Below are 18,871 nucleotides of genomic sequence, written 5' to 3' on the forward strand. Positions count from 1 at the left end.
CGATCGACCAGCTCAGCGTCCTCAGCGGACAGTCCCGCACCACGATCCAATACGCGATTCCCCGCTGGGAGAACAAGTCGTGGAACGTCTCGAACGGGCCCCTCGCACTCACTCCCCGGTGGGCATGCCAGCGCTGTGTTGCCCGCAGGACCGGAAATCCGCAACAGGACGTCATGGTCTGGATGTCGAAGCATCACGACCAGGTCTGCATCCCGATCGTCTCTGGATCGGCCGCGCCGTCGACAGCGCGGCACGACAATACGACCTGGCTGACCTGCCTGAAGTCGTCCAGGCCCAGCGGCGGCACTACCGGCTGTTACGCCGCTACGGCCCAGCAGTGATCGCTGCCTGCTACGAGCGCTGCTCCACCTTCTGGCACAGCCTGTTCCAGCGGGGCTACCGCCTGAGCGATCGGGCAGAACAGCTCCGGCGGATGTCGCCGAACGACCGCCAGGTCCGCCCTTGGGAACCACAGCGATACGCGGCGGTCTATCCCGAGATCGTCGAAGCCATGTCGCTCTACGCGTCTTCGCACTGGCGCAGCCTCGCACTGGGCGAGGAGAGCAGATGAGGCTGTTCAAGGCGGGGTTCCATCGAAGTCTGTCCCAGGAACGCTCCCTTCGCACCACCGCAAGACACTGGTTTCCCACCGAGATGATCATGACTGCATGGCGCATCGAACAGGCCATCAAGTCCGCCGAGATCAATGAAAACCAGCGGGACTCGCCCGGAGTTGAGTGAGACGCACTGGCGAAACGTGTCTCACCCAACTCCGGGCACCTCACGTCATCGCGGCACGGGTGACCGCACCACGAAACCACCGCCCGTCACCGGTCCGAACATCGCTCAATGCGGGGATGCAGAACTCCGTGATCACGGCGTCAGGCGCACTCTTAGCAGCGCTCATCGGTCTCTCCGGCGCGCTCTGGGCGACCATCAGCAACCAACGAAAGCCGCAACAGGCACAGCGCGACGCCTGGAAAAAAGACGGTCAGCGTACCTCCCACCCGCTTCTCCTCGTCCCCGGTCGGCATTGACAACCGTCCTCGCACCCCTCCATCATCATTCCACTAATCAAGTAGTGGAATGGTGGTGGTGATCGTGGAGTATCGCATCGACAGGCGGAGCGGGGTCCCCGCCTTCCAGCAGATCGTGCAGCAGACCAAGCAGGCCCTCCGGCTGGGCGTACTCGTGCCGGGTGACCGGCTGCCCACCGCCAAGGAGGTCGCCGAGACCAGCACGGTCAACCCGAACACCACCCTCAAGGCGTACCGCGAGCTGGAGCGCGAGGGCCTGGTCGAACCGCGACCGGGCCAGGGCACCTTCGTACGCCGCACGCTGGGCCGCCCCGAGACGGGCACCGACTCGCCGCTGTACGCGGAGCTGGTGGCGTGGATGTCGAAGGCGGCCGGGGCCGGTCTGGAGCGGGAGGACGTGGCCGCGCTGGTCGCGTCGGCGATGGAGAAGCAGTACGCCGCCGGGAACGTGGCGGCAACGGGGTCCACGACAACGGGGTCCACGGGGGCCACGACAACCAGGAGCACAGGTGAGTGAAGGTATGTACGCGGGGGAACCGGCGATCGAGGCGTACGGGCTGGGGATGCGCTACCGGCGGGGCTGGGCGTTGCGGGACTGCTCCTTCCGGCTCCCGGCGGGACGGATCTGCGGCCTGGTGGGACCCAACGGGGCGGGCAAGACCACGCTGCTGAGCATCGCGGCCCATGTCCTGCAGCCGACGAACGGCTCGATCAGCCTGTTCGGTGAGGCTCCGGGCTCGGTGGAGTCCGGTCGGCGCACAGCGTTCCTCGCCCAGGAGAAGCCCCTGTTCCGCCGTTTCACCGTGGCGGAGACCCTGCGTCTGGGCCGGGAGCTGAACCCCGGCTGGGACCAGCGCGCCGCCGAGGGCATCATCCGCGCGGGCAACGTGCCCTTCGACGCGAAGATCAGCACCCTCTCCGGAGGCCAGCGCACCCGCGTCGCCATCGCCCTCGCCTTCGGAAAGAGCCCCGACCTGCTGATGCTCGACGAGCCGATGTCGGACCTCGACCCGGTCGTGCGCCACGAGATCATGGGCACCCTCCTCGCCGAGGCCGCCGAGCGCGGAACCACCGTGCTGATGTCCACCCACGTCCTCGCCGAACTGGAGAACGTGTGCGACTACCTCGTCGTCGTCTCCGGCGGCGGAGTGCGCCTCGCCGGTGACGTGGACGAGCTGATGTCCGTGCACACCCTGGTCACGGGCGCGAAGGAGGGTGACGGCATGCCTCCCGCCCTCGCCCTCGGGCACCACACCCTCGTCGAGTCCCGGACCAGCGGACGGCAGTTCACCGCGCTCATCCGCCCCGAGGGCCCGGTCACCGGCCCCTGGGACCTAAACGCCCCGAACATGGAGGAACTCCTGCTCGCCTATCTCCGCTCACCCGACGCACCACCGCTGATCACCCCCACCGCCCAGGTCCACGGCCAGGGGTTCGGCACCGGGGCGGTGGCGGCATGAGCACCTTCACCCGCAGCTCGACCAGCACCTCGACCGGCTCCACGAGCGACGGCAAGAACGGGACCACCGACGGGACCATGAACGCGACCACCACGGAGGCCAACCGGCGCCCCCGACTCAGCGGTATGACCTGGCTGGTCTGGCGCCAGCACCGGGCCGCGTTCTGGACGATCCTCGCCGCCACCGCGCTCTCCGTGGCCTGGATCGTCTACCAGCGCGGCCAGCTGGTCGACTTCCTCGACGGTTACGGCTATCCCGGCAAGAGCCTCGACGAGGCGGGCGGCAGGTTCCAGCAGTACAACGACGCGTTGTCCTTCGTCTCCACGGGTCTCCAGGCGATACCCATCCTGCTCGGTGTCTTCCTCGGCGCCCCGCTCATCGCGGGCGATCTGGAGAACGGCACCGCCAAGCTGGTCGCCGCCCAGTCCATGAGCCGGACCCGCTGGCTCGCCACGAAGCTGGCGCTGGCCGGACTGGTGGTCGTGGTGAGCACGGGCGTGTTGTCGGCGGTGTTCGGCTGGTGGTGGAACCCCGTCAAGTCCGAGGCCACGGTCATGGACTGGACCTCGGGCGCCGCGTTCAACACGACGGGCCCGGTGCCTGCCGCCCTCACCCTCTTCTCCGTCTTCGGCGGGGTGGCGATCGGTGTGGTGCTGCGACGCACGCTGACGGCCATGGTGGTCACCTTCGGTTTCACCGTCGTCCTCCAGCTCGTCTGGGGCTACTTCCTGCTGTCGCTCGGCAACGTCGTCACGGTCACGACGAACAAGGGTGTCACAGGCGAGAACGTGTCCCCGTCGCTCCCCCACGGCGCCTACGAAATCGATCAGTCGTATGTCACCGGCAGCGGGGATCTGGTGGGCTGGGGCACCTGTTCGGGGTCGCAGACCGACGCGGCACGGCAGGTGTGCCTGGACAAGGCCGATGTCGTGGGCTGGTCGGTGGATTACCTCCCGATGTCGCAGATGAACGCCATGCAGTGGTTCGGGGCGTCGATTCTGTTCGCCCTGACCGCCGGTGTCGTGGCGTTCCTCTTCTTCTGGGGTCGTAAGCGGCTCGTCTGAGGTCGTACGCCCCGCGCCCCTTTGCGAAGGGGCGCCTCTTTCCCCCTCCGTTTCTTTCTTTCCCCCTCTGTTTCTTTGTCCCGTCCGCCGGGCTGCTCTGCCATGCCCGAAGGTCCGGAGAGAAAGGCATGCCTTGAATCACCGTAAGAGGCGAACGAGTGAGGCTTCCGCTCTCGCCGTGCTCGTCGCCGCCGCCCTTGCCTCGGCCCTGCTCGGTGCCCCGGAATCCGGGGCCGCACAGTCCGCCGGCGGTACGGCAGGTACGGCCGGCGCCCTCGGCAAGGCCAGGACAGTCACCCTCGTCACCGGCGATCGGGTCACCCTGGACCCCACCGGACAGGTCACCGGTGTGCGGCCCGGCAAGGGGCGGGAAGGTACGGCCTTCCGAATAGCGCGGGACGCCGACCGCACCTACGTCGTGCCGCGTGATGCCGAGCGGCTCCTCGCGAACGGCACCGCCGACCGGCGGCTGTTCGACGTGACGCAGCTGGTCAAGTGGGGTTACGGCGACGCGGCCCGCCCCGACCTCCCGCTGATCGTGACGTACGCCAAGGGCCGCACCCTCGCGCCGAGCACGCTGTCCGCCGCCGGAGCCCGGGTCAGCCGGGACCTGTCCAGCGTCAACGGCGACGCGCTGAAGGCCCGTAAGTCCGAGGGCGCCGACCTGTGGGAGGCGCTCACCGGGAGCGGGGGGACGGCGCGGGAGAGGTCGGCCGCCGCCGACCGGGTCGAGAGGATCTGGCTCGACGGGAAGGTCGAGGCGGCCCTCGACCGGAGCACCGCGCAGATCGGTGCCCCCGAGGCCTGGGCGGCCGGGTACGACGGCACGGGCGTCAAGGTCGCCGTGCTGGACACCGGGGTCGACGGCACGCACCCGGATCTGAAGGGCCGTATCGACGCGGCGAAGAACTTCTCCGAGGCGGCGGACACCGTCGACCGGGTGGGTCACGGCACGCATGTGGCGTCCACGGTCGCGGGGTCCGGCGCGCACTCCGGGGGGAAGTACAAGGGGGTCGCGCCGGGCGCCCGGCTGATCAGCGGCAAGGTGCTCGACGACGGCGGCTACGGCGAGGAGTCCGGCGTCATCGCCGGTGCGCAGTGGGCCGTCGCGCAGGGCGCCGAGGTGGTCAACCTGAGCCTGGGCGGCCCCGACAGCCCCGGTGACGACCCCCTCGAACAGGCGGTGGACGAGCTGTCCGCCTCCTCCGGCACCCTCTTCGTGATCGCCGCCGGCAACGAGGGCCCCGCCGCCGGCACCGTCGGTTCGCCGGGCAGCGCCGCCGCCGCGCTCACCGTGGGCGCGGTGGACCGCACCGACGCGATGGCCGATTTCTCCAGCCGCGGCCCGACGGCGGACGGTTCCCTCAAGCCCGACCTCACCGCCCCCGGCGTCGACATCGTCGCCGCGAAGGCCGCCGAGGGCACGGAGGGCGACCCGGCCGCCGACGGCTACGTCTCGATGAGCGGTACGTCGATGGCGACCCCGCATGTCGCGGGCGCCGCCGCGATCCTCGCCCAGCGCCACCCCGACTGGACCGGTGAGCGCATCAAGGCCGCGCTCACCGCATCCGCCAAGCCCACCCCCGGCGTCTCGGCGTTCGCGCAGGGCACGGGCCGTACGGACATCGTCCGCGCCCTCGACCAGCAGCTCACCACCAACCCGGCCACCCTCGGCTTCCCCGCCCAGCAGTGGCCGCACACCGACGACCAGCCGGCCACGAAGACGGTCACCTACCGCAACGACGGCGACCGCCCCCTCACCCTCGACCTGAGCACCGAGGCGTACGGCGAGGACGGAAAGCCCGCCGCCGAGGGCATGTTCGAGGTCTCGCCGAAGCAGCTCACGGTTCCGGCGGGCGCCACCGCGACCGCCCAGGTCACCGCCGACAGCGGCGCGGGCACGGCCGACGGCGGCTTCGGCGGCTCGGTCACCGCGACGGACGGCGCGGGTACGACCGTACGGACCGGCATCGGCGTACACCGCGAGGTCGAGTCGTACGACCTGACGGTCAAGCACCTCGACCTGCAGGGCAAGACCGCCACCCGTTCGCAGACCGGGGTGCAGGGCCTGGACAACGAGATCTGGCAGGACTACTCCGACGACACGGACGGCGAGTTCACCGTACGGCTACCCAAGGGGCGTTACAGCCTCGAAGGCCGGATCGATACGGGCGCGACCCCCGAGTCCGGGGACCTGGCCCTCCTCCTCAACCCGAAGTTCTCGCTCACCCGTGACACCACCCTCGTCATGGACGCCCGCAAGGCCAAGCCGGTCCGGATCACCGTGCCGGACGCCAAGGCCAAGCACACCGCCGCCACCCTCAACTACGGGTTCGACATCGACGGGCACCGGAGCGTCAGCACGTACGACATGGGCAGCTTCGCCAAGCTGCGGGTCGGGCAGTTCGGCGCCCGGCTGCCCGCGAACGAGTCGTTCGCGCAGTACAACGGCACCTGGACGCACGGCAGTACGAACTACCGGCCGGCGATGAACCGTACCGGCGATCTGTCCGGCTTCACCGCGAACCTGAAGCGCTCGCAGTTCGCCAAGGTCAGCATCCCCGCCGGTGCGCCCGCCAAGGGCAAGAAGGGGTCGCTCGTCGCCGCGCCCCTCACACCGGGGGACGGCTTCTGGCTCGACTTCCACCCGACCGAGTTCTCCCTGCCCGCCACCCTCACCGAGTACGTCCTGCCGGGCGTGAAATGGCGGTACGCCCTCTGGCAGACGAGCGGCACGGACGCGGACGGCGAAACCGTGTACGACGCCGGCCAGTGGACCGCGAACCCCCGGGCGTACAGCGCGGGCAAGCAGTACACCGAGCGCTTCAACACCGGCGTCTTCGGCCCGCACCTCACGGGCCCGCTGACCGGCAACGAGGACCGTCCGGGCGCGGTCCGCGTCGGTGACACCTTCATGGCGTACCTTCCGCTCTTCTCCGACGGCGCCGGTCATGTCGGCGACTCCCGTTACGGCAAGGCCAGGAGCACCCTGTACGCGGGCGGCACGAAGATCTTCGCCGCGGACACCGACCTGGCCGGGGTCTCGTACGAACTCCCCGCCGCCAAGCGCACGTACCGCCTGACGACGGACGTCTCCCGTCCGACCTCGCTGTCGTCGGTCTCCACCCGGGTCACCGCCGAGTGGACCTTCACCTCCGCGCACGTCACCGGTGCCGGGCAGCGGCTGCCGCTGTCGGCGGTCCGCTTCTCGCCCAAGCTGAGCCTGGCGAGCACGGCCAAGGCGGGTACGCGTTTCTCTGTCCCGTTCACGGTCGAGGGCGCGGCCACCGCGCGCACCGCCCGCAAGTTGGCCTTCTCCGTCTCGTACGACGACGGCCGGACCTGGCACCCGACGAAGGCGGTCGACGGCAAGCGCCTCGACCTGCGTCACCCGGCGAAGGCGGGCGCGGTCTCTCTGCGCGTGACGCTCACGGACGCGGCCGGCAACACCCTGAAGCAGACGATCCACCGGGCCTATCGGACCGTCAAGTAGGCCTCTGTACACGTGTGTTGGTTGGACGCCCGGGTCGGCTTCGGCCGGCTCGGGCGCTCTTGCCGTGAACGGGACCCGCTGACCGTCGGAAAAATGCTCGGAGTCAGCCGAGACGAACACAAGCTGAACCGTCTCACTGATCTCCGGGCACCGCAGGTCACCGACTCGCGCTACCCGGACTTACCTGAGACAGGACACGGGCGCTCAGGCCGCGGCCGCGCCGAACCACTTCGGCAGGTGGCCGAGCAGATCCTGCTGGTCGTCACCGACCCACGCCACGTGGCCGTCCGGCCGCAGCAGCACCGCGGGTACGTCGAGTTCCTCGCTGGAGTCGACGACGTGGTCGACCCGGTCCGCCCAGCCCGCCACCGAGAGCCCGCCGGTCCGGTCGAGCAGCAGGCCGCGGGCGCCGTGCATCAGCTCGTAGAGGCGGCCCTGCTTCAGCCGCACGTCGCGCAGCCGCCGGCCGAGCAGTTCATGGCCCTCGCCGAAGTCGTAGCGGACGTCGACCGCGGTGATCATCCCGGTCACGTACCGGTTCACCTCCTCGAAGTCCATCAGCGTCGCGAACAGCTCCCGCAGCGCCGTCGCACCCGGATCGGTGCCGAGGAGCGTGATCTGCGCGCGGGTGTTGTCCAGTACGCGGGCGGCCACCGGGTGCCGTTCGGCGTGGTAGCTGTCCAGCAGTCCTTCCGGTGCCCAGCCGTTGACCGCAGCGGCCAGTTTCCAGCCGAGGTTGAACGCGTCCTGCACGCCGAGGTTGAGTCCCTGTCCGCCGGTCGGCGGGTGGATGTGCGCCGCGTCGCCGGCCAGCAGCACCCGTCCGACCCGGTAGCGCTCGGCCTGCCGCGTCGCGTCGCCGAAGCGGGACAGCCAGCGCGGCGAGTGCACGCCGAAGTCGGTGCCCGCGACCGCCCGCAGCCGCTTCTTGAAGTCCTCCAGGGTCGGCGCGGCCGCACGGTCCTCGGCCACACCCTCGGCGGGCACGATGACGCGGTACGCCCCCTCCCCCTGGGGGACGACACCGAACCGCAGGTGGGTCTTGCGGACTTCCTCGACGACGGCGGCGATCGTCGCCGGATCCTCGGTCGCCCGCATGTCGCCCAACAGGGTCTCGACCTTGGCGGGCTCGCCGGGGAAACCGACGCCGATCAGCTTGCGCACCACACTGCGTCCGCCGTCGCAGCCGACGAGGTAGCGCGAGCGCAGGCTCGTGCCGTCGTCCAGCTCAACACTCACCCCGGCCCCCTCGTCGGCCTGGCTCAGCCCGACGACCTCGCAGCCGCGCCGGATGTCGGCGCCGAGTTCGAGGGCACGTTCGTTGAGCAGCCGCTCCGTGACCGGCTGCGGGGTGGCGAGACCGTAGGGGTGCGCCGTGTCCAGCCGGTCCGGCCACGGCTTGGCGATGCCGCCGAACAGACCGCCGACCTGGAACTTCTCACTGACCGCGAGGAACCGGTCCAGCAGACCGCGCTGGTCCATCATCTCGACGCTGCGCGCGTGCAGGCCCTGCCCGCGCGACTGCTCGGTCGGCTCGGTCAGCTTCTCCAGCACGACCACCCGCACATCCGCCAGCCGCAACTCACTGGCCAGCATCAAGCCGGTCGGTCCGCCGCCGACCACGATCACGTCCGTCTTCAAAGCGCCCCCATTTGACGAGATACACACATCCAGGCCGCCGTTTCCGCAGGTCCTGGCCCTGGCCGACGATTCTGCGGCACGACCGGGGCCTTGCCGCAAGCCCCCCGCCGCGCTATACCTTGAGCATGGCAAGGAGTGGGCACACCGGTCGTGCGATGCTGGTCCGGTGACGCTTGGGGACCTCGTTCGGCTCCGCCGGGCCCGCGACCAGATGGACCGCGACTACGCGGAGCCCCTCGACGTCCCCGCACTGGCACGCGCCGCCCACATGTCGGCCGGCCACTTCTCCCGCAGCTTCCGCGCCGCCTTCGGGGAGACCCCGTACAGCTACCTGATGACGCGCAGGATCGAGCGCGCCAAGGCACTGCTGCGGCGCGGCGACCTGTCGGTGACGGAGGTCTGCTTCGCCGTCGGGTGCACCTCGCTCGGGTCGTTCAGCTCGCGGTTCACCGAGCTGGTGGGCGAGAGCCCGAGCGCGTACCGGGCGCGCCCGCACGACCAGGGCGCGGCCATCCCGGCCTGCGTCGCCAAGATCTTCACGCGACCGGTCCGGAACGCGGAACCGCTCCGGACCCTGGAACCGCTCAGGAACCTGGAAGCGGTCAATAACGAGGGACCGCCGGGCCACGCGGAAACGGTCGAGAACACCGAACCGGTGGCCGCCGCGAAAACAGTCAAGAAAGCAGACCCGGTGGGCGCCGCGGAAGCCGTCAGAAACGAAGAAGCGAAGGACGCCGCCCGCCCGTAGCGTGGCCGCATGGACGTCAAACTTTCACAATGCTTCATCGCCGTCGACGACCACGACAAGGCGCTCGCCTTCTATCGGGACGTGCTCGGACTCGAGGTGCGCAACGACGTCGGGTTCGAGGGAATGCGCTGGGTGACCCTCGGCTCGCCGTCGCAGCCCGACGTGGAGATCGTCCTGGAGCCGCCGCTCGCGGACCCGAACGCCTCGCCGGCGGACCGGCAGGCCATGGCGGAGCTGCTGGCCAAGGGCATGCTGCGCGGCGTCATCTTCTCGACCGACGACTGCGACGCTACATTCGAGCGCATCCAGGCCTCGGGCGCCGAGGTGCTGCAGGAGCCGTTCGACCAGCCGTACGGGGTGCGTGACTGCGCCTTCCGCGACCCCGCGGGCAACATGCTGCGCTTCAACCAGCGCCCCGGCACGTGAGCCTGCCGCAGGCCGGCCACCGTACCGGCGATCGCACCCGCCAGAGACCGCCAAGGCGCCCCGCCCGACAGATGGAGGACCGATGAGCACGGTCACGAGGACGGACACGCGGCCGTCGACGCCGCACGTCGCCGACAGCCACGATCTGATCCGCGTGCAGGGCGCACGCGTGAACAACCTCAAGGACGTGAGCCTCAAGATCCCGAAGCGCCGGCTGACGGTGTTCACCGGTGTCTCCGGCTCGGGCAAGAGCTCCCTGGTCTTCAGCACGCTCGCCGCGGAGTCGCAGCGGATGATCAACGAGACCTACAGCACCTTCGTGCAGGGGTTCATGCCGACACTGGCGCGTCCCGAGGTCGACGTACTCGAGGGACTGACGACGGCGATCATCGTCGACCAGCAGCGGATGGGCGCCGACCCCCGCTCCACGGTCGGCACCGCCACCGACGTCAACGCCCTGCTGCGGATCCTCTTCAGCCGGCTCGGGAAGCCGCACATCGGCCCGCCCAGCGCGTACTCCTTCAACACCGCCTCGGTCCGGGCCAGCGGCGCCATCACGGTCGAGCGCGGTGCCAAGAAGGCGGTGAAGGCGACGTACAACCGCACCGGCGGCATGTGTACGCGCTGCGAGGGCCGGGGCACCGTCTCCGACATCGACCTCACCCAGCTCTACGACGACTCCAAGTCGCTCAACGAGGGTGCGCTCACCATCCCCGGCTACAGCATGGACGGCTGGTACGGCCGCATCTTCGCCGGCTGCGGCTTCTTCGACCCGGACAAGCCGATCCGCACGTACACCAAGAGGCAGCTGCACGACCTCCTCCACAAGGAGCCGACCAAGATCAAGGTCGACGGCATCAACCTGACGTACGAGGGTCTGATCCCGAAGATCCAGAAGTCGATGCTGTCCAAGGACATCGACGCGCTGCAGCCGCACGTCCGCGCGTTCGTGGAGCGGGCGACGACGTTCGCCACCTGCCCGGAGTGCGAGGGCACCCGGCTCAGCGAGGGGGCCCGGTCCTCGAAGATCGGGAAGCTCTCCATCGCCGACGCCTGTGCGATGGAGATCAGGGACCTGGCGGCATGGCTGCGCGGCCTCGACGAGCCGTCGGTGGCGCCGCTGCTCGCCGCGCTGCAGCACAGCCTCGACTCGTTCGTGGAGATCGGTCTCGGTTACCTCTCGCTGGAGCGGCCGTCGGGCACGCTGTCGGGCGGCGAGGCACAGCGCGTCAAGATGATCCGCCATCTCGGCTCCTCGCTCACCGACGTCACCTACGTCTTCGACGAGCCCACGATCGGGCTGCACCCGCACGACATCGAGCGGATGAACAAGCTGTTGCTGCGACTGCGGGACAAGGGCAACACGGTGCTCGTCGTGGAGCACAAGCCGGAGACGATCGCGATCGCCGACCACGTCGTCGACCTCGGCCCCGGCGCCGGTACGGCGGGCGGCACCGTCTGCTTCGAGGGCACCGTCGAAGGGCTGCGGAAGAGCGGCACCATCACCGGCCGCCATTTCGACGACCGGGCCTCCCTCAAGGAGACGGTGCGCAAGCCCACCGGCACGCTGGAGATCCGCGGCGCGTCGGCGAACAACCTGCGCGACGTCGACGTCGACATCCCGCTCGGAGTACTCGCCGTCGTCACCGGCGTCGCCGGCTCCGGCAAGAGCTCGCTGATCCACGGGTCGATCCCGGCCGGCGAGGGCGTGGTGTCGATCGACCAGAGCGCGATCCGGGGCTCGCGACGGAGCAACCCGGCGACGTACACGGGGCTGCTGGACCCGATCCGCAAGGCGTTCGCGAAGGCCAACGGCGTGAAGCCGGCGCTGTTCAGTGCCAACTCCGAGGGCGCGTGCCCCACCTGCAACGGCGCCGGCGTCATCTACACCGACCTGGCGATGATGGCCGGCGTGGCCACCACCTGCGAGGACTGTGAGGGGAAGCGGTTCGAGGCGTCGGTCCTCGATCACCACCTCGGCGGCCGCGACATCAGCGAGGTGCTCGCCATGTCGGTGACCGAGGCCGAGGAGTTCTTCGGCAGCGGCGAGGCGCGCACGCCGGCCGCGCACCGCATCCTCGACCGGCTCGCCGACGTCGGGCTCGGCTACCTCAGCCTCGGCCAGCCGCTCACCACGCTGTCCGGCGGCGAGCGGCAACGGCTCAAGCTGGCCACCCACATGGCCGAGAAGGGCGGCGACCAGCCCGTCTACGTCCTCGACGAGCCGACCACCGGCCTCCACCTCGCCGACGTCGAGCAGTTGCTCGGTCTGCTCGACCGGCTCGTCGACTCCGGCAAGTCGGTCATCGTCATCGAGCACCACCAGGCGGTCATGGCGCACGCCGACTGGATCATCGACCTCGGCCCCGGCGCCGGTCACGACGGCGGCGAGATCGTCTTCGAGGGCACGCCGGCCGAGCTCGTCGCCGCCCGTTCCACCCTCACCGGCGAGCACCTGGCGGCCTACGTCGGCACCTGACCGGCTCCCTCGGGGGCAGCGTGCGGGCCCCGGCGGCCGGGCGCCCGAGTCGACGCCTCCCGCGTCGACACCTCCCGCATCGGCGCCTCCGGCGTCGACACCTCCCGCGACGTCCGGACGCGGCTGAGACGGGGCGCCAAGTACCCACTTATTTGTGGGTACTTGGCAGCTCCGGCCGCACGAACGAGGCTGGTGGTGGCCGGACAGCAGTCGGCCGTCAGGGGGCCGCCAGCTTCTCCAGGCGACGGTGGCCCCAGTCGGAAAGGGGGGCCAGAGCCTCGGAGAGTTCACGACCGAACCCGGTCAGGGAGTACTCGGTCCTGAGGGGCAGCACGTCGTGCACCTCCCGGTGCACCAAGCCGTCCTCCTCCATCTCGCGCAGCGCCTGAGTCAGCACCTTCTCGCTGAGCCCGGGCAGCCGTCGCCGCAGCTCACCCGGCCGGTACGGGCCGGACTCCAGCAGCCACAGCAGCGCGGTCTTCCACTTGCCGTCGATCACGGAGATCGCGGCGGTCACTCCACACACGTTCAGGTCCCGGGCACGCGCACGCGTCATCCTCGCCCCATTTCTCACGAATCATCACTGTTCTCAAGGGAGTTCAAGCATGTCCAAGTCCACCGACCAGTCTGCCGTCACCGTCCTCGGACTGGGGCCGATGGGCCGTGCCCTCGTGGGCGCGTTACTGGAGGCGGGGCTGCGGGTCACGGTCTGGAACCGCACGCCGGGGAAGGAAGGGGAGCTGCTCGACCGTGGGGCCGTGGCCGCGCGGTCGGCGGCGGAGGCGGTCGCCGCGAGCGCGCTGACCGTCGTCTGCGTGGTGAACTACGACGCGGCCGACGCCATCCTGCGAGGCGAGGCGGTCACCGACGCCCTCAAGGGCCGCACCGTCGTGAACCTGACCGCCGACACCCCCGACCGCGCCCGGAACACGGCCGGCTGGGCGGCCGACCACGGCATCCGCTATCTCGACGGCGCGATCATGACGCCGACGACGACCATCGGCACGCCCGAGGCGGTGTTCCTGCACAGCGGCCCCGAGGAGCTCTACCAGGAGCACCGGGCCGTGCTGGACGCGCTGGGCGGCACCCACACCCACCTCGGTGAGGAGATCGGCCGGGCCGCCTCCTACGACATCGCCCTGCTCGACGTCTTCTGGACGGCGATGTCGGGTTACGCGCACGCCCTGGCGGTGGCACGCGCGGAGGGCATCACCGCCCGGGAGTTCACCCCCTTCGCCCAGGGCATCGCCGCGATCCTCCCGCCGCTCTTCGAGGAGTTCGCTCGGGACGTCGACAGCGGCACCTTCTCCGGCGAGCTCAACCCGATCACCTCGGCGGTGTCGACGATGGCGCACATCGTCCATGCCTCCGAGTCCCACGGCATCGACGCGAGCGTGATGCGCGCGACCGAGGGCCTGGCCCGCCGAGTCGTCGGACTCGGCCACGGCACGGACGGGTTCATGCGGGTCACGGACCTGCTGGGCCGCCGCTGAGGGGTCCCGCTGAGCGGCCGCGCTGACAGGTCGCGCCGAGGGAGGCGTCGGGCGTCTAGAACGGCAGCGGCCGTCCGTGCACCACCTCCAGCCGGGACACCGCCCGCGTGAGCACCACGTACAGCCGGTGCAGCCCCCGCTCCTCCGCCTCCGCGATGGCCGCGGGCTCGACGGCGACGACATGGTCGTACTCGAGGCCCTTGACGAGGGTCGCGGGGACGACGCTCACGCGGGCGGCCGGCGCGTCCGGGCCCGCGGCCGGGATCCCGGCCGCGTCGAGCGCCCGTCGCACCCGGTCGACGTCCGTGTCGGCCGCGACCACCCCGACAGACCCCTCGTGCGCCGACGCGTCCCGTACGGCGTCCACGACCGCACCGAGCAGGTCACCGGCCGGAACCGGGCGGATCCGCAACTCCCCGTCCCCGCGCAGCGACTCCCCCGCCGGGACGTCGACGTCCAGCCTCGCCAGCAGCCGGTTGGCGAGGGCCACGACGGCCTTCGGTACGCGGAAGCCGGTCGTCAGCGGAACGACGGCCGCGTCCGGTTTCCCCAGGTGGCGCAGGGTCGTGGTCCAGGACCGGGCCGCCCAGGGCGTGGTGCCCTGCGCGAGGTCGCCGAGGACGGTGAGCGAGCCGAAGGAGGCCCGGCGGGCGATCGCCCGGCACTCCATCGGGGAGAGGTCCTGTGCCTCGTCCACGACGAGATGGCCGTACGCCTGCGGATGCTCGAGGAGTCCGGCGACCTCGTCGAGCAGGACGAGGTCGGCGGCCGACCAGCGCGCCGACTTCCACGAGCGCGGCGGCCTCGCCCACAGCAGGGCCTTCTGCTCGTCGACGTCCAGCAGCCCGTCGGCGGCGGCCGCCAACGCCTCGCGGTCGGTGAGGAGTTCGGCCACCACCTCCTCGGGCCGGACCCGCGGCCACACGGCGTCGACGTACCCCCCGATCACGCGTGACCGCGAGATCCGCTGCACCCAGGCGGCGTTCTGCGGTCCCGCCCGCCGCTCGGCCCGCAACTGCACGCTCCGTACGACCCGACTGCGCACCCGCTCCCGCCCGACACCGTACGGCGGCTCCTCGGCCCGTACGTCGGCCACGATCCGCGCGAGTTCACCGGCGCTCACCCGCCAGCGGTACGACCCGTCGGGCACCGCGAGGGCCTCGGCCGGACCCTGAGCCGACACCCGTGCGTACAGCGCCCGCCGCAGTACCCGTGCCATCCGGGCGTCGTGCTTGACGGCGGCCGTCCGCTCGTCGTCGGCGCCGCCGACGGGGTGCCGGGCGATCTCCTCGAGGAGCGTCGACTGCCGCACGCCCGTCTCGCCCAGGGCGGGCAGGACCGCCGCGATGTACGACAGGAAGGTGCGGTTGGGTCCGAGGATCAGCAGTCCACCGCGCCGGATGCGCTGCGGGTGGGTGTACAGCAGGTACGCGGCCCGGTGCAGGCCGACCGCGGTCTTGCCGGTGCCGGGGGCGCCCTGCACGCACACCGACAGGGCCAGGTCCCCGCGTACGAGATCGTCCTGCTCGGGCTGGATGGTCGCGGCGATGTCCCGCATGGGACCGACCCGGGGGCGCTCGATCTCCCGGGCGACGATGTCGCTCGCGCGGCTCTCTCCCCGGCCGAGGTGCTCGTCCTCCAGCCCCGTGAGGTCGGTGGAGTCGCCCCGGCTGCCGGGCGCCCAGCCGAAGCGGCGGCGGACGGCGACGCCCCGCGGGTCGCCGGCGCTCGCCTGGTAGAAGGCGCGGGAGACGGGGGCACGCCAGTCGACCACGAGGGGCGGGGCGGCGGGGTGCTCGCTGATCCGCAGCCGCCCGAGGTGGTATTCCTGCCCGGCGTGCTCACCGCCCGCGAAGTCCAGCCGCCCGAAGAACAACGGCCCTTCGGGCAGTTCCCGCATCTGTCTGGCCCGGCTGCGCAGCCGGTACCCGAGGACCTCGGCGTCCGCGCCGGAGGCGGAGACGTCCTCGCCGGTGACGACGTGTTCCCCGGCCCCGTCGACCATGGCGGTCAGTGCGGCGCGGCAGCGGTTGTGGTGGGCGCGTTCGCGATGAAGGGCGTCCTGGAGGGAAGGGTCGGGTGACGTCATTCCGGCAAGCGTAGCGGAATAATGTAACTGAGTTAAATTTTTAACTCGGTACCGCTTACTGGCCTGCTCACGCCAGCCGCGGCAATCCCGCCTCCAGTACCCCGAACGCCCGCTCCGCCGCGGCCATCGCGTCCTCCCGCACGTCCGCCGCCCGCTCCCCCTCCGCGATCCGCCGCCAGTTCTCCAGCGCGAGGATCCGCTGTACGGCCACGATCTGCCCGGCGGCCAGCCGTGCCTCCAGCCCACCGCCGAGCGCCTCGGCCAGCGCGGCCTCCGACCGCTCCTGGAACCCGTACAGCCGGGCGACCAGCGCGGGCGTCCCGTAGAGCAGGGCGTGGAAGGCGAGCACCTGGGGATGGTCGTTGAGCCCGGTGACCGGGTCGCACCGCTCCAGCCCGGCGAGAAAGTGCCGCCGCAGCGCGACCAAAGGCGGCGCCTCCTTGCGCCCCACCACCCGCGCGGCCTCCCCCTCGTGATCGGCGAACCGGTGCAGCACGAGGTCCTCCTTCGCCGGGAAGTACCGGAAAAGGGTCGGCTTCGAGATCTCCGCCGCGGCCGCCACCTCGGCGACGGACACCGCGTCGAACCCCTTCTCCAGAAACAGCCGGATCGCGATCTCCGACACGGTCTCGTACATCCGCTGCTTCTTGCGCTCGCGCAGCCCGACCGGGCCCGTCTCGCCGTTCTCAGCCATGCGGTGAGGGTACGCAGCCCGCCCGGCTACCGCGGAACGGTCGGGGGCAGGGCCCGGGTGAGCCGAGGGTGTGCCGCGGACCGGACCGGAAGGCCCAGGGAGGCGGTGGCGGCGGCGAGGGTCATCGCGTACGAGTCGACCGCGCGGCGCACGTTGGGAGCGTCGAGGCCCGCCCCGGTGACGAGCCGGTCGAGGTCGACGTACGCGGAGCGGACGATCTCGACCCACCGGTAGACACGCCAGTCCTGTCGCCAGTCCTTGGTGTACTCGGGGTCCAGCAGGCTCTCCCATCGGCGGAACATGCGGGCCCGGATCTCCGGCCGGGTCGGCGTGAGGTGGAAGTGCCGGACCAGGTCGTACAACGGGTCGCCGACCATCGCCATCTCCCAGTCGATGATGGTCAGCGCCAGGTCGTCGTGCTGGGAGTGCCGGACCAGGTTCCAGGGGTTCAGATCCCCGTGCAGCAGGACGTGGGTGCGCGCGGTGACCCGGTGCCGGGCCAGGATCTCGCTCAGCCGGTCGGCGTCGGGCAACCCGAGGGACTTCGCCAGTCGCTGTGACGGGCTGGGCAACCGCCGTACCAGCTCGACCAGTTGCCGGCTCAGCCAGGTGTAGAAGTCCAGGTTCCCGTCGAGGGGGTCGAGTCCCGTGTGGGCGACGCCGGTCAGGGCGTGGAGCTGGTTGACGAGCCCGTCGGCCTCGTGCGGCAGCAGTCCGTTCACCGGATGGCTGGGGGGCCGGTCACCGTGCGTCGGTCCGACATAGGTGTGGATGGCGAAAGGTTCGTTCGCGTGGCTGGTGCCGAGCGCGAGGACCCGTGGCGCCGTCACGTCCGCCCCGGACTGCTCGATCGCCTGCAGCACCGCGTGTTCGCTGAGGTGACTGGGCTCGAGCCGGCAGAACGAGGTGAGCCTGCGCCGCACGACCACCGGAGCGTCCACCCCGGGCACCCTGACCACGGAGTTCAGGTGCGCGGTGCCCCTGAACACGCGGCTCGCCCGGGCCGCGCCCTCCGCGACCAGAGCCTGTTGCACCGCGGTGCCCGGGAACTCGGGATGCTCCGGCACCCGCCGGTCCGGTTCCCACGCGAGGGCCGGCACCGGCCGGAAGCCGACGCCCCGGCGATGCCGGGAGTCGCGCCAGCGCATCAGGGCCCGTTCGATCTCCGCCTCGCCGGGCACCCTGGCGAGCCCGAGCGGAACGGCGGCCGCCTCCAGGGCCGCGTGGACGGATGCCGTCGCCGCGTTCAGGCTGGTGTCGTCGAGCCGGTCCTCCAGCGACCTCGCCGCGCGCATGACGTCCGGATAGAGGGACTGTGCCCGCTCGAAACCGAGGTAGTGGCGCAGGTCCTTGGTGAGTCCCTTGACCGCCGAAGGACGGTGCCGTTCCATGGCCGCCGCCCAGGCCCGGGTCACGTCGTCCCACTGCGTCACCGGGTAGCGCATACGGACCAGGTGGGTGGCGAGTTCGTGCAACGGGTCGCCGTACGTGGCCAGTTCCCAGTCGATGCAGGCGAGTGGAGCCTCACCCTCGGACACGATGAGGTTGTCCCGGTGCAGATCCGTGTGCAGCAGGTTGTGCGGCCGTCGCGACATGGCGGGGACGAGTTCGGCCAGTCTGGTGAGGGCGTCGGAGGGCACTCCCAGGGCCGCGAAGAGGCCACCGAACTCGGGCCAGTTGGGCAGCCGGATCTCGCGGTCGGTGCGATGGGCCAGGGTGCGCAGAAAACCCCTGCTGTCCGTGGCGCCGCTCGGCAGACCGCTCGGCAGGGCCGGCAGAACGTCCCTGCGGACCTGGGACATGCCCGCGACGGTCTCCATCAGCGCGTCGACCAGCAGCGAATCGACCGGCTTGCCGTTCTCGCAGATGCTGGAGAGGGGCACGCCCTCCACATAGCTGTGCACCGCGGAACCGTTCCGCTTGGCGAGGCATTCCGGAACCCTGGGCACCCGGCCCCTGATCGCACCGAGTACGTCCGCCTCGTTCCAGGTCCTGATCACCACCGGCAGTACGCCCCGTGCCCGCAACCGCACTATCGCCGGCGTGCCCGGCCGACGCCCCACGAACCGCGCCATGGGCTCGGTCAGCGGCAGCACGTAGTTCTGGTTGTGGTGACCGTCGCACGTCTCGCCGTGGGTCCGGGCCCGGCGCACGAACTCGACGTACGGGTCGTGGGTGCCGGCCCTCCCGGGGGGAGGCGATGGAACAGAGCGCGCATCCACCGGCTGCTCCTGGATCAAAGTGCAA

General features: G+C 70.8%; 14 protein-coding genes and 1 pseudogene. 10 read left to right on the forward strand and 5 right to left on the reverse strand.

Going from position 1 to position 18,871, the window contains the following annotated elements:
* The first annotated feature begins 79 nt into the window (after window positions 1–79).
* The 6 genes from ACWBNA_RS31810 to ACWBNA_RS31835 all read left to right on the forward strand — a co-directional run bounded on the left by ACWBNA_RS31810 (window position 80) and on the right by ACWBNA_RS31835 (window position 7,054).
* On the forward strand, window positions 80–571 hold the full coding sequence (locus ACWBNA_RS31810) for a hypothetical protein (protein WP_482707974.1): 492 nt from the start codon (window positions 80–82) through the stop codon (window positions 569–571).
* On the forward strand, window positions 568–741 hold the full coding sequence (locus ACWBNA_RS31815; RefSeq protein ID WP_482707975.1) for a hypothetical protein: 174 nt from the start codon (window positions 568–570) through the stop codon (window positions 739–741). The genes ACWBNA_RS31810 and ACWBNA_RS31815 overlap by 4 nt, the downstream gene beginning before the upstream one ends.
* Window positions 742–1,086: 345 nt before the next feature.
* Entirely contained in the window at window positions 1,087–1,554 is a 468-nt protein-coding gene (locus tag ACWBNA_RS31820; protein ID WP_383876309.1) for a GntR family transcriptional regulator, read from the forward strand.
* Window positions 1,555–1,558: 4 nt separating this feature from the next.
* On the forward strand, window positions 1,559–2,497 hold the full coding sequence (locus ACWBNA_RS31825; protein ID WP_482708056.1) for an ABC transporter ATP-binding protein: 939 nt from the start codon (window positions 1,559–1,561) through the stop codon (window positions 2,495–2,497).
* On the forward strand, window positions 2,494–3,561 hold the full coding sequence (locus ACWBNA_RS31830) for an ABC transporter permease (protein ID WP_482707976.1): 1,068 nt from the start codon (window positions 2,494–2,496) through the stop codon (window positions 3,559–3,561). The genes ACWBNA_RS31825 and ACWBNA_RS31830 overlap by 4 nt, the downstream gene beginning before the upstream one ends.
* A gap of 178 nt (window positions 3,562–3,739) precedes the next feature.
* Window positions 3,740–7,054: a S8 family peptidase gene (locus ACWBNA_RS31835; protein WP_482707977.1), complete on the forward strand. Its 3,315-nt coding sequence runs from the start codon at window positions 3,740–3,742 to the stop codon at window positions 7,052–7,054.
* Window positions 7,055–7,258: 204 nt separating this feature from the next.
* Here the strand turns inward: ACWBNA_RS31835 and rox are convergent, their stop codons facing one another.
* The gene (gene rox / locus ACWBNA_RS31840; RefSeq protein ID WP_482707978.1) at window positions 7,259–8,695 is read right to left on the reverse strand and encodes a rifampin monooxygenase; all 1,437 of its coding nucleotides are present in this window, start codon (window positions 8,693–8,695) and stop codon (window positions 7,259–7,261) included.
* 166 nt (window positions 8,696–8,861) lie between these two features.
* On the opposite strand from rox, the pseudogene ACWBNA_RS31845 reads away from it, so the two are divergent.
* The 3 genes and pseudogenes from ACWBNA_RS31845 to ACWBNA_RS31855 form a co-directional block, all read left to right on the forward strand.
* A pseudogene (locus ACWBNA_RS31845) lies at window positions 8,862–9,278 on the forward strand (helix-turn-helix transcriptional regulator); the annotation flags it as partial.
* A 174-nt stretch (window positions 9,279–9,452) separates the two neighbouring features.
* Window positions 9,453–9,869, forward strand: a complete 417-nt coding sequence (locus ACWBNA_RS31850) for a VOC family protein (RefSeq protein WP_482707979.1) — start codon at window positions 9,453–9,455, stop codon at window positions 9,867–9,869.
* A gap of 82 nt (window positions 9,870–9,951) precedes the next feature.
* Window positions 9,952–12,348, forward strand: a complete 2,397-nt coding sequence (locus ACWBNA_RS31855; RefSeq protein WP_482707980.1) for an ATP-binding cassette domain-containing protein — start codon at window positions 9,952–9,954, stop codon at window positions 12,346–12,348.
* A 217-nt stretch (window positions 12,349–12,565) separates the two neighbouring features.
* On the opposite strand, the gene ACWBNA_RS31860 is transcribed toward ACWBNA_RS31855, so the two are convergent.
* A complete protein-coding gene (locus tag ACWBNA_RS31860; RefSeq protein WP_482707981.1) occupies window positions 12,566–12,904 on the reverse strand; it encodes a winged helix-turn-helix transcriptional regulator in 339 nt (112 codons plus the stop codon).
* A gap of 49 nt (window positions 12,905–12,953) precedes the next feature.
* Between ACWBNA_RS31860 and ACWBNA_RS31865 the strand changes: the two genes are divergently transcribed.
* The gene (locus ACWBNA_RS31865) at window positions 12,954–13,841 is read left to right on the forward strand and encodes an NAD(P)-dependent oxidoreductase (protein ID WP_482707982.1); all 888 of its coding nucleotides are present in this window, start codon (window positions 12,954–12,956) and stop codon (window positions 13,839–13,841) included.
* A 55-nt stretch (window positions 13,842–13,896) separates the two neighbouring features.
* On the opposite strand, the gene ACWBNA_RS31870 is transcribed toward ACWBNA_RS31865, so the two are convergent.
* The 3 genes from ACWBNA_RS31870 to ACWBNA_RS31880 all read right to left on the reverse strand — a co-directional run bounded on the left by ACWBNA_RS31870 (window position 13,897) and on the right by ACWBNA_RS31880 (window position 18,846).
* Window positions 13,897–15,930 carry a HelD family protein gene (locus tag ACWBNA_RS31870; protein WP_482707983.1) on the reverse strand — a complete coding sequence of 678 codons (2,034 nt, stop codon included), beginning with the start codon at window positions 15,928–15,930 and terminating at the stop codon, window positions 13,897–13,899.
* A 67-nt stretch (window positions 15,931–15,997) separates the two neighbouring features.
* Window positions 15,998–16,624 (reverse strand): TetR family transcriptional regulator, encoded by a 627-nt coding sequence (locus ACWBNA_RS31875; protein WP_482707984.1) that lies wholly within the window; start codon window positions 16,622–16,624, stop codon window positions 15,998–16,000.
* A gap of 26 nt (window positions 16,625–16,650) precedes the next feature.
* A complete protein-coding gene (locus ACWBNA_RS31880) occupies window positions 16,651–18,846 on the reverse strand; it encodes a phosphotransferase (protein ID WP_482707985.1) in 2,196 nt (731 codons plus the stop codon).
* Window positions 18,847–18,871: the final 25 nt, after the last annotated feature.

The sequence above is a fragment of the Streptomyces sp. Q2 genome (genome assembly GCF_056820935.1).